An 11013-nucleotide genomic window follows, 5' to 3' on the forward strand; every position below is an offset into this window, starting at 1 on the left:
GGTTATTTCTTCCTTCTAATCAGCAGTAATCCAATTCCTAAAATAATCACGAATCCAAGGATTGTCAGGATTGTGGTTGTATTGGAACTGCTATTATCATCCATAGTATCATTTGACACTTGGGTTTCGCTGGCGTTACTATCGCCATTACCACTAGTAGTAATCTGAACCTCAACCCTATTTTCCTCACTGCTTTCTGTTGAGTCAGGACTTGTATTTGTTGTGATCGTATTTTGCCCTTCTCTCTCTACAGTAAAATTGATTTCTCCTGAAATTGGATGTCCATCAACCCCGGCAATATTCCATTGAATGATATAAGCACCATTAGCTAGCGGCTCCGCAAGTGTTCCAGCCATTCTCTCAGCTTCAATTTGTATCTGCAGTGGAGTTATCTCCGTTCCATCCTTAAATACCTTCATTGTGCTTAATTTTTCAATGCTCCCATCGAAGGTTAGAATGATTTCTTTTAGCTCATCCACTACTACCTGTCCCTCTGCAGGGTTTGAGCTGGATAAGTGGGTATGAGCAGAAACGATAGAAGGTAACACAAATAACATACAAATGATAAGCAGGCTGAATTTTTTCAAGATGATCCTCCTTTGGTTTTTACTAAATACCTATTCATTGAAATAACGAATAGTACTTTCGTTGTAAATCCATTACACTATATATTAATTGAAAACTATGAAATTACCTCTAATAATTGTTCGACAATTACCTACTATAATCACTTTTTATTAGGGAATTTGTACTATTTTCAAAGTTAGCAATCTGAATTTCGACAAAAAAATAACCACAAGAAACTGTGGTTATTTTTAAACTTATTTTATTTAAAGGTGACACTCACTTCACCAATTTGAGCAAATCTAGCAGTAAATGAATCTCCAGCATGGGCTACTTCCGCTGCCGATAATGCACCGGATAATATGACTTCCCCAGCTCGTAGTGGAATATCAAATTCCGACAGTTTATTAGCCAGCCATGCTACGCAAGTTGCTGGATTACCTAAAGCTGCTGCACCAACTCCTGTATTAACAAGCTCGCCATTTTTGTTTAATATCATTCCAATTAATTCAAGATCAACATCCTCCATTTTGGTCGGCTTCCCTCCAAGTACATAGAAACCAGATGAGGCATTGTCGGCCACTGTATCAGCAAGCTTGATTTTCCAATCCTTTACCCGGCTGTCTACAATTTCAAGTGCAGGAACAATATAATCTGTTGCCTTTAGGACATCAATAGCAGTTACATTCGGACCTCGTAACTCCTCTTTTAAAATAAACGCAATTTCTCCTTCAACCTTTGGTTGGAGGACCTGATTGATTGAAATCGCACCTCCGTTTTCTACTACCATACTATCAAGCAAATGACCATAATCTGGTTCACCTACTCCCAGAAGATTTTGCATCGCTTCAGACGTTAATCCAATCTTTTTACCAACAATCTTCTCGCCTCGTTCTACTTTTCTATTAATGTTTTCAAGTTGGATATAATATGCTTCTCTAGTTGTTAGTGATGGATCCATTGAAGTAAGTGGTTCCATTCCAATTTTTGTGCTCTCTGCTTCAAATAGTTGCGCTGCGAAGTCTTGTACTTTTGTAGTCATTAGATATACCCCTTTTCCTTATCGTTAAAGAATGAATAAATATTTATGTAGCGATAAAATATAACTATATATTCTAATTTCTACTTGTGTCTCCGAAATCCTTCCTTAATGTATGAATATTTTTAATTGGCCGATAAATAAGACCCTCTTCCCGGAAGCGGAAAGAGGGTCTATGTTTAAGCTATTGATTCGTGATGTGGTTCATGCTTCACTAATTTTACAATTTCTAGCAATTTAATATGGTATCCATCGACTTCTAGGACTTTAAACTCATAATCTCCATATTCAATCCTATCGCCTTCAACGACATCCATTTTTTCAGATAACACCCATCCACCGATGGTATCCATATCCTCATCCTGGATGTCCAATCCAAATAAATCATTTACTTCATCAATTAAAACTTTACCATCAACAACGGTTTTGTTTTCGTTGATTTTATTGATTTCCGGCACTTCGTCTTCGTCAAATTCATCACGGATTTCCCCAACAATTTCTTCAAGAATATCCTCAACCGTAACTAAACCTGCTGTACCACCATATTCATCCATTAAAATCGCCATATGAACACGATCTTTTTGCATTTTAACTAATAAATCATGGATGGCGATCGATTCGATGACCTGAATCACCGGGCGAGTATATTCTTCAATCGGTGTATCAAGGTTTTTACCGCTAATGTAATCTGTCATGACTTCCTTCATGTTCAGCATCCCGACGATGTTATCTTTTTCACCATCAATGACTGGATATCTTGTATAATTTTCTGCTTTGACAATTTCCAAACATTCTTCTAGCGTTTGTGATTTGTCAAAAGCAACGATTTCAGTACGCGGAACCATGATTTCTTTTGCAAGACGGTCGTCAAACTCAAAAATATTGTTTACATATTTGTATTCAGACTGATTGATTTCTCCGCTCTTGTAGCTTTCAGAAATTATTAATTGAAGTTCTTCCTCTGAGTGAGCATCTTCATGTTCCGAAGCTGGCTTCAAACCGAAGATTCCAACGATTATACGAGCAGAACCGTTTAACGTTTTAATAAATGGATACATGATTTTATAAAAAAGAATCATGGGTTTTGCAAAAAGTAACGTAACTGCCTCTGCTTTATTAATGGCTATCGTTTTTGGAGCAAGTTCACCAACTACAACGTGCAAGAAGGTTACGGATATAAAAGCAATAACAAAGGACAAGATTCCTGATGCGGAATCAGGTATGTTAAATTGCGTAAACAATGGACGAAGTATGTGTTCAACTGTTGGTTCACCCAGCCAGCCTAATCCTAATGCTGTAACTGTAATACCTAATTGACATGCTGATAAATATTCATCTAAATTTGATACAATTTTCTTAGCTGCAATTGCTTTTTTATTACCTTCTGCTACAAGCTGATCAATTCGTGTACTGCGGATTTTTACAATGGCAAATTCGAAAGACACGAAGAATGCCGTAAAAGCAATCAAAATTGCAATTACAATCAAGTTAATAATGGTCAATGGTCTCCTTACTCAAAAATATGTGAGTAAGGAATACACCTCCTGGTTTTTGTAAATGTATGTTTAACTTAATAACAACAATAAAGTTTGAGCTAATGGAACACCTTGCGAAGAAAGTTTATTTACGACCATTTCTTTTTGATTCCTGTTTAGCTTTTCAAGAATGGGTTCAATCGTTTCAATTTCTTCTTTAAGATGGCGCATTAAAATACCAATTTGCTCAAAATGCTTTTCTACTTTTTGTTTGTCAAAACAGTTCTCATCCTTAATTAACTCTATTGAAGATTTAATCTCCTCAAGAGGCATATTAAGATTTTTATAGTGTTCGATTAAATGCATAATTTGAATGCAATCTTCTCCATACAATCGATAATTAGAATCCGTCCGAATAGGGTTAAGTAAGCCTATTTGGGTGTAATAATCGACTGTTCTTTTGGAGGTATTCATTAACTTAGCTAACTCGCCGATACGATACAACTTCCCAACTGACTCACCCCTCTCTCTGTTTCTATAAATATACCATACTTAAAACTGTACAGTCAACGTACCAGTTTTTCTTCAATTCGCCCTAAAAATAACTGTAAAAAAACCGTTCTCTTAACAAGAACGGTTTTTTGCGGCATTATTCCTGATTGAAGATATCAGTCAGAACTGGCACGATTTGTTTTTTACGGGAAACAACACCCTTTAGAAGTGCTGTATTATTCTCCAGGGTAACATTGTATGCTTTTTCAACTGTATTTGCTTTACGGCCTAATGCTAATCCAACAGAGTCATTTGTTAAGATATCCGTTACCACAAATAGGAATAAATCTAAGTTCTTTTCTTCAATATTTTTATTGATCGCTGCTTCTAATTCGCCTTGGCGTGCAAGTACTTCTGCTGTATCAACCGCATTTACTTGAGCGATTTCCACTTTACTTGAACCCATTTCAAATTCTTTTGCATCAAGTGTAATTAATTGTTCAATACTCTTATCACTTAAATCAGCACCAGCTTTTAGCATTTCTAAACCATAGCTCCCGGCATCGACACCAGCAATTTGAGCTAATTCTTTTGCTGCCGCAACGTCTTCAGCAGTACAAGTTGGTGATTTAAACAGCAATGAATCTGAAATAATCGCGGATAGCATAAGACCAGCAATTTCCTTTTTGATTTCCTTGCCATTTTCTTTGTACATTTTATTTAAGATGGTTGCTGTGCAGCCTACTGGCTCACAACGATAGTACAAAGGATCACTTGTTTCGAAATTAGCGATTCGGTGGTGATCGATTACTTCTAAAACACGAACGTCTGCAATATCATTCGCACTTTGCTGGCGCTCATTATGATCAACTAGAATTACTGAATTCACTTCAGCTGCAACATTTTCAACCAAGCGTGGAGTTTTAGCATTAAAATGTGTAAGAGCATATTGTGTTTCACCATTCACGCTGCCGAGGCGCACTGGTTCAACATCCATTCCAAGTTGATTTTTCAAATCTGCATAGGCAATCGCAGAACAAATCGTATCTGTGTCAGGGTTTTTATGACCGAAAATAAGTACTTTTTCCATTGTATTAACTCCTAATCGTAATAAAATATGTAGACAAGCCCCATTACTGAGATTGACCCTAATGGAAATTATATATGATTCTTCTAAAGGTTTCAAAAATAAAGTTAAAAAATGCATATATGACTTACAAAATTAAAAAATGTTTGTATTTCAAGCTTTTTCTTATATTCCCTATTCATTCAAAATTTAGTACTATAGGATAAGTGACTATATTTATCGTGAAAATCTAGGAATCTTTTCTTCCCAGAGAGAACAGGAGAAATAAATGAAGAAAACGAAATTGGTATTCCTGTACTTAATTAGCAGTTTGATTTGGCTTATTGCAAGTAGTTATTTACTGACACATTATATACCTTCATCACTTGTTAATTATTTTGAAAGAGGAAAAGAAATTTTATATATTCTGATAACCGGTGGTATTTTTTATTTTTTCATTCTCAAAAAAGAAGAACTTGATACCACTAAGGAACAAGAAAAACGTTTATCAACCCTCATTAACTCGATGGTTGATTTTGTAAACTTTAAGGATGGCGATGGTCGATGGATTCAATCCAATGATTTTGGGCTGAAATTATTTCAGCTTGAAAATGTTGATTATCGGGGGAAGAAAGACTCTGAGTTAGCACAATACTCAGAGTTCTATGCTGATGCCCTTAGATATTGTGAAGTTTCCGATGAGGAAACGTGGGAAAAAGGCCAAATCACACGTTGTGAAGAGGTAATACCGCTTCCAGATGGAACTGCAAAAATATTCGATACTATAAAAGTTCCGCTATTCCATGAGGATGGAAGCAGAGAAGGATTAGTGGTTATTGGCAGGGATATTACAACTTTGAGACAAGCAGAAGAGCGACTGAGCAGAACAGAAAAACTTTCTCTTGTTGGTGAGTTATCTGCAAGTGTCGCCCATGAAATTAGAAATCCACTTACCTCGTTAAAAGGTTTTGTCCAGTTATTGCAAATGGAAGATGATAACCATCAAGATTATTACCAGATTATGTTAGACGAGTTGAATCGAATTAATCACATTGTTGGTGAACTGCTGCTATTAGCGAAACCACAGCATATAAAATACACAGAGGTAGCCATTCAAAAGATATTAAAGGATGTCATATCATTATTGGCAGTAGAGGCGAACCTCTATAATGTTCAAATTGATTTTTCTTTCCCAAAGGAAGATATCATCCTTGAATGTGAGCCAAATCAGTTAAAACAGTTATTTATAAATCTCATCAAAAATTCAATTGAAGCATCAAAACAAGACAGTAAAGTAGCAATTAATCTAGGGCTGACTGAAAATGGTAAAATTACCGTAACAATCAAAGATAACGGCTGCGGTATTTCCAAAGAACGTTTACAAAAAATGGGTGAACCCTTCTATTCGTCAAAGGAAAAAGGGACAGGCTTAGGCTTAACGGTCAGTTACAAAATTGTTCAATCTCACAAGGGGCACATCGTTTTTGAAAGTGAAAAAGACGTCGGCACGACTGTCACCATTACCATACCACTGGTACAAGATACCCAGAGTGCAATCGTTCCTTCCACAGTTCAAGCATAAAAAATTCCTTTACCTATCGTAAAGGAATTTTTTCATTGCTTTGTTGAATTAATGTGAATTTACTTTATGGGCGTACTTTTGCCGAAATCCTCTTAGATGTAATCGAATTAAAAAGATCATTCCCAATGTGATTCTATTATTCCATAGTCTCCGTTTTTTATCTTTTGGTCCGTATACGTATCGATTCCAAAGCAAATAGTTGATCTCCTCGAATAGAATAAAAAGTATGTATAGCAGTACACACATACCAATCCAAAACCACATATCAAGAACCCCTTTCTAAGTAGATTACCTACACAAGAAATGAAATTTCTACATTAATTATACCTTTTAGCGGCTGCAAAATTCCGAAATATCCTTCCCCTTTTATTTACAATTTTCTACATAATCAATAGAAAACGCTCGAATCTACACAAATGGTGGAATCCAAGCGTTAGCTAGTCATATTAATTTGGTTCTTTATATGTTTTTGCACGTTCGCTGTCGCTCATACCCTTCGTTGTTGGATCCTGAATCAGCCCCAACATGGACAAGATGATAAATACTGCATTGATAAAAGTTAAAATTGATTGCTGAATCGCATCTGATAATTGAAATTCGGTAATGCCCAATGCATTTAATCCTCCTATAAGCATTTGTGCAACAATCAAGAGCTGTGCAACAAATGCAATAACCCAGCTCCTGTTTTTAAACCGTACCCTCCAGTTAATCATTTTCTCATCCCCTTCATATGTTTTAGACGTTCTTTCTTTTAACATATGCTTGGACTTAAAATGGTTGTCCGCTTCTATCCCAGAATTAAATTTTTTATAATTGGTGTTTTTTCGCTAAAAAATTTATAATGAATAAAACAAAAATCCTTTTGTAGGAAAGGAGACCAAATGGAGAAATTACGCCCCTATTGGGAAATGATTGTCCGTTTTTGGAAAAAGAGGCATTTAACACAACTATTATTATTGGTCATCCTAATAGTTGTCCTTGTAACGATTGTTTATTTCGGCTGGCTTGCCATGAGAGCAAATGTTCAGTCATTAAAGGAAGGGCTTAGCCAACCGACCGTCATTTATGATAAAAACAGCCAAGTAGCCACAAATGTGGTGACGAATCGAACTGAGGGCATTAAAATCGAGGAACTCCCAAAATATATCCCAGAAGCCGTGGTGGCGATAGAAGATGAACGCTTTTATGAGCATAATGGGTTTGATATTAAGGGAATCACCAGGGCACTATTCAACAATTTGTTTGCGGGAGAAATAACTGGAGGCGGCAGTACCTTAACCCAGCAGTTAGCAAAAAATGCACTGCTCTCTCCTGAGCAAACTTATAAGCGAAAAGCGGAAGAGCTATTTTTAGCAGTCAAAATTGAAAAAGTTTATAAAAAGGATGAAATCCTTCAAATGTACCTGAATCAAGTATATTTTGGCTCCGGTGCATGGGGAATTGGAAATGCCTCCAAGAGATATTTTAATAAACCCATCCAAGAAGTTACGGTTAGCGAGGCGGCATTACTAGCAGGCTTACTGCAATCACCCAATTATCTTGATCCAACAAAGAACTATGATGCAGCAATAAAACGGAGAAATGTCGTCTTAGGGAAGATGAAAGAACTTGGTATGATTAACGAAGAGCAATACAATGCTTCTATTAATGAAAAAATTAAAATTAATAGCGGCAGCGGCAGTTTTGTTGAGCGTAAATATCCTTATTATGTTGATGCAGTATTAAATGAGGCAATATCTAGATACGGATTAACACAGGAAGAGATTTTAACTAGAAACTATCGAATTTATACCGAATTAGACCAAAACCTCCAAACTGGACTCGAAAAGGTAATCAATAATAAAGCCCTTTTCCCGAAAGGAAAAGGAGATCAGATGGTCCAAAGCGGGTCGGTTCTAATGGACCCAGAAACAGGTGGAGTCCTAGCACTAGTAGGCGGGCGCGGTGAGCATACGTTTAGAGGATTTAACCGTGCAACACAATTAAGAGCACAGCCAGGTTCTACCATTAAGCCGCTTGCGGTTTACACTCCAGCGCTTGAGGAAGGTTATACATTCGATTCGGAGCTTATCGATGAGCCTACTTCATTCGGTGAATACAAGCCTGAAAACTTCTCAAGAACCTATCAGGGCAGGGTTCAGTTGTATAAAGCATTGGAGGAATCGTTAAATATCCCAACCGTTTGGCTTTTGAATGAAATTGGCCTTGAGAAAGGGTTAAATTCCCTCAAGAACTTTGGATTACCAGTAGAAAAAGAAGATAAAAATCTCGCCATTGCGTTAGGTGGAATGAGCAAAGGAATATCTCCTCAGCAATTAGCCAATGCATTCACTGTTTTTCCTAATGGCGGCGAGCGGCAGGACAGCCACCTGATTACGAAAATTGTTGGCCCAACCGGAAATATTCTTGCTGAACATAAACCCAAAACGACCAAGGTAACTTCTAAGAAAAACGCTGATGTTATGACATCCATGCTTCAAAATGTGGTAGAATCCGGAACCGGAAAAAATGCTCATATTCCAAATGTGCAAATTGCCGGAAAAACAGGCTCAACCCAGCTTCCCTTTCCTGAAATTAGCGGGACTAAGGATCAATGGATGGTTGGATATACCCCGAACTTGGTAGCTGCCATATGGATTGGATATGATCAAACCGACCGAGAGCATTACTTGCCAAGCAGCAGTTCAGGAAATGTGGTACCGATTTTTAAAGAAATCATGAAAGAGTCATTGCTACATTTACCAAATGAAAAGTTTGATGTCCTTTCCATTAATGATCAGTTAGCTGGAAAAGTACAAACAAGAGAAGAAATGAAGAAGCAAGCAGAGCAAATCAGCAAAGAATTAAACGAAAACGCGCAAAAACTAGGTGAAAAGCTTAAGGAACAGGCCCCTGCATTAAAAGAGGGCTTTCGGGATGCGGTGATATCAATTGGAAAAGGCATTGATTCCATTATCCAGAAGCTTCAAAGCCTAAAAGAATAGCACGCCCAAGTGGCGTGCTTAATTTTTTACCGATTAACTGATAAGGGGTGAAAATATCCTGCTGCCAAGCTTTTTATTTCTTCTTCCTGGTCTTGCTCAAAAACAACAATAAAGCAGGTCGATGGGCCGGATGATTTTAGGACATCAAGATTAATTCCGATATCATCCTTAGCAAATGACAATGTCCGAAACATTTGATTCAATTCATTCAAGATACCTTTGGAGCCGACTGGCCAAATGTTAACCTGCCTTAGGCTCGATACTTCCCAAAAAATCGATAAAGGAGCAACCTGATCTCCGAAATCCACCACTTCATTCCCAACCAATGGACTGCCAATTACGGCCAATTTAAAGCGGGGTGAGTAATGAAGCTCCGTTTCTTTATCTGCCTGCTTTTTACCAAGAACAACTACGCCTATGGCAGATTGTTGCAAATGAAAATTACTTTCTGTGCTCCCTGTTATCGGCACATCCTGCAGGTTTAATTCTTTTAAGCCTTTTTTAATTCCCTTTACAAGTTCTCCCCAAGCATCATTTCCGCAAAAATTATGAAGGACCACAGAGAATGGCTTCCCGCCTGCTGCAATACATTCCATAACAGCAACCCGAAAGGAATAATAAGCAACGGTTTCGTATGAAACTTTTACCTGGTCTTGTTCCTTCCTTCCAATACTACCGCTATTATCAGTTGCGATAATAAGTGATTCTTCACCGTGTAGCGGAATGGTAATAACATCCCTCATAGCTTTACCTCTCTGTTGTTACGGTTTTGATGGACTAGAATACTAAGACGAGGGATCGCCACTAGAGCGATGACGGTATTAATGAACGAACCAATGATCAGAGATGGAACGATGCCTAGATAAAAGGCTGAATTCAATAAAAATATAAACGGGATTGGCGCTATAAAAGAATTCGCAAGAATAAACAAGATGCTTCCTGTTGTTTTTTTTCCATTTTGAAAAAACCGCCCAAACATCCATACAAGGACTGCCATTTCGATTGCGATGAAAGCATGCATGGGACCTAAAGGGAATCCCGCAAGCAGGGCAGATAACAGATGACCTAGAAGTCCGACAATGGCACCCGCACCACCGCCTAATAAAGCGGCAGCAATTAAGGCTGGAAATACATCAAACGCAACACTGCCAACAATGGCAGGAATCTTAATGGCAGCGCCGACAGCAGATAATGCTGTGAACAACGCGAGTAAAGGAAGCAGCCTACTTTTCATCTTTACGCTTACCATCTCTAAATACGTTTGCACTTCTTACATATTCTACATCTTTTACATTCAAACGATAATTTACCACCCTGGCTAGTGCAAAGAAATAGTCTGATAATCGGTTTAAATATTGCAGTGCTAATTCAGGCGTCTTTTCTTCTTGCTTTAGTAAGGTAACGACTAATCTCTCAGCTCGTCGTGTCACAGTTCTTGCAATATGAATGGAAGCTGCAGGCTTTGTTCCACCTGGCAGAATAAACCTTTCTAGTTCTGGTGCTTCTTTAATGTACTCATCAATTTTTGTTTCTAAGTACTCAATTGATTCTTTTTGAAGTTTAAGCTCGTACTTATCAGAAACATTGGCAAGATCTCCGCCACAATCGAATAATTCATGCTGAATTTTCTCTAAATCTGCTAAAACATCTGAAAATATTTCCACTTCAAGCTCAGTAACCACCTGCCCCACAAAGCAATTTACTTCATCTACGGTTCCATAAGCTTCCACTCGAATATTGTCCTTGTCAACTCTTCCTCCAATAATGCTTGTTTTTCCTTTGTCACCTGTTCGTGTATAAAGTCTCATTGA

General features: G+C 37.6%; 11 protein-coding genes. 2 read left to right on the plus strand and 9 right to left on the minus strand.

What is annotated here, in order from left to right:
• Positions 1–2 precede the first annotated feature (2 nt).
• From V7108_RS10775 to V7108_RS10795, 5 genes are all read right to left on the minus strand, one after another.
• A complete protein-coding gene (locus V7108_RS10775) occupies positions 3–587 on the minus strand; it encodes a copper resistance CopC family protein (RefSeq protein WP_335568217.1) in 585 nt (194 codons plus the stop codon).
• A gap of 239 nt (positions 588–826) precedes the next feature.
• Positions 827–1606, minus strand: coding sequence for a 2-keto-4-pentenoate hydratase (locus V7108_RS10780; protein WP_335568218.1), 780 nt, complete (start codon positions 1604–1606; stop codon positions 827–829).
• A gap of 176 nt (positions 1607–1782) precedes the next feature.
• Positions 1783–3105, minus strand: a complete 1323-nt coding sequence (locus tag V7108_RS10785) for a hemolysin family protein (RefSeq protein WP_335568219.1) — start codon at positions 3103–3105, stop codon at positions 1783–1785.
• Between the two features lie 63 nt (positions 3106–3168).
• Positions 3169–3582, minus strand: coding sequence for a MerR family transcriptional regulator (locus V7108_RS10790; protein WP_335518793.1), 414 nt, complete (start codon positions 3580–3582; stop codon positions 3169–3171).
• Positions 3583–3727: 145 nt separating this feature from the next.
• Positions 3728–4660, minus strand: coding sequence for a manganese-dependent inorganic pyrophosphatase (locus tag V7108_RS10795; RefSeq protein WP_335518790.1), 933 nt, complete (start codon positions 4658–4660; stop codon positions 3728–3730).
• A 265-nt stretch (positions 4661–4925) separates the two neighbouring features.
• Between V7108_RS10795 and V7108_RS10800 the strand changes: the two genes are divergently transcribed.
• Positions 4926–6218: an ATP-binding protein gene (locus V7108_RS10800; protein WP_335568220.1), complete on the plus strand. Its 1293-nt coding sequence runs from the start codon at positions 4926–4928 to the stop codon at positions 6216–6218.
• A gap of 446 nt (positions 6219–6664) precedes the next feature.
• On the opposite strand, the gene V7108_RS10805 is transcribed toward V7108_RS10800, so the two are convergent.
• Positions 6665–6931, minus strand: coding sequence for a phage holin (locus V7108_RS10805; protein ID WP_335518785.1), 267 nt, complete (start codon positions 6929–6931; stop codon positions 6665–6667).
• 168 nt (positions 6932–7099) lie between these two features.
• On the opposite strand from V7108_RS10805, the gene V7108_RS10810 reads away from it, so the two are divergent.
• Complete coding sequence (locus tag V7108_RS10810) at positions 7100–9202, plus strand: transglycosylase domain-containing protein (RefSeq protein ID WP_335568221.1); 2103 nt, start codon at positions 7100–7102, stop codon at positions 9200–9202.
• Positions 9203–9228: 26 nt separating this feature from the next.
• On the opposite strand, the gene V7108_RS10815 is transcribed toward V7108_RS10810, so the two are convergent.
• From V7108_RS10815 to V7108_RS10825, 3 genes are read right to left on the minus strand one after another with little or no spacing between them, the layout of a single operon-like run.
• Entirely contained in the window at positions 9229–9945 is a 717-nt protein-coding gene (locus tag V7108_RS10815; protein WP_335568222.1) for an ATP-binding protein, read from the minus strand.
• Complete coding sequence (locus tag V7108_RS10820; protein ID WP_335568223.1) at positions 9942–10436, minus strand: ECF transporter S component; 495 nt, start codon at positions 10434–10436, stop codon at positions 9942–9944. The genes V7108_RS10815 and V7108_RS10820 overlap by 4 nt, the downstream gene beginning before the upstream one ends.
• Positions 10426–11010: a cob(I)yrinic acid a,c-diamide adenosyltransferase gene (locus V7108_RS10825; RefSeq protein WP_335518775.1), complete on the minus strand. Its 585-nt coding sequence runs from the start codon at positions 11008–11010 to the stop codon at positions 10426–10428. Before V7108_RS10825 ends, V7108_RS10820 begins: the two co-directional genes overlap by 11 nt.
• Positions 11011–11013 lie beyond the last annotated feature (3 nt).

It is taken from the genome of Neobacillus vireti (assembly GCF_036962345.1).
GTDB classification, from domain to species: domain Bacteria; phylum Bacillota; class Bacilli; order Bacillales; family Cytobacillaceae; genus Neobacillus; species Neobacillus vireti_A.

Bases quoted from the DNA above. Each gene is read 5' to 3' on its own strand.
- V7108_RS10780 (WP_335568218.1), bottom strand. From the start codon at position 1,606: ATGACTACAAAAGTACAAGACTTCGCAGCGCAACTATTTGAAGCAGAG.
- V7108_RS10795 (WP_335518790.1), bottom strand. From the start codon at position 4,660: ATGGAAAAAGTACTTATTTTCGGTCATAAAAACCCTGACACAGATACG.
- V7108_RS10800 (WP_335568220.1), top strand. From the start codon at position 4,926: ATGAAGAAAACGAAATTGGTATTCCTGTACTTAATTAGCAGTTTGATT.
- V7108_RS10805 (WP_335518785.1), bottom strand. From the start codon at position 6,931: ATGATTAACTGGAGGGTACGGTTTAAAAACAGGAGCTGGGTTATTGCA.
- V7108_RS10810 (WP_335568221.1), top strand. From the start codon at position 7,100: ATGGAGAAATTACGCCCCTATTGGGAAATGATTGTCCGTTTTTGGAAA.
- V7108_RS10815 (WP_335568222.1), bottom strand. From the start codon at position 9,945: ATGAGGGATGTTATTACCATTCCGCTACACGGTGAAGAATCACTTATT.
- V7108_RS10820 (WP_335568223.1), bottom strand. From the start codon at position 10,436: ATGAAAAGTAGGCTGCTTCCTTTACTCGCGTTGTTCACAGCATTATCT.
- V7108_RS10825 (WP_335518775.1), bottom strand. From the start codon at position 11,010: ATGAGACTTTATACACGAACAGGTGACAAAGGAAAAACAAGCATTATT.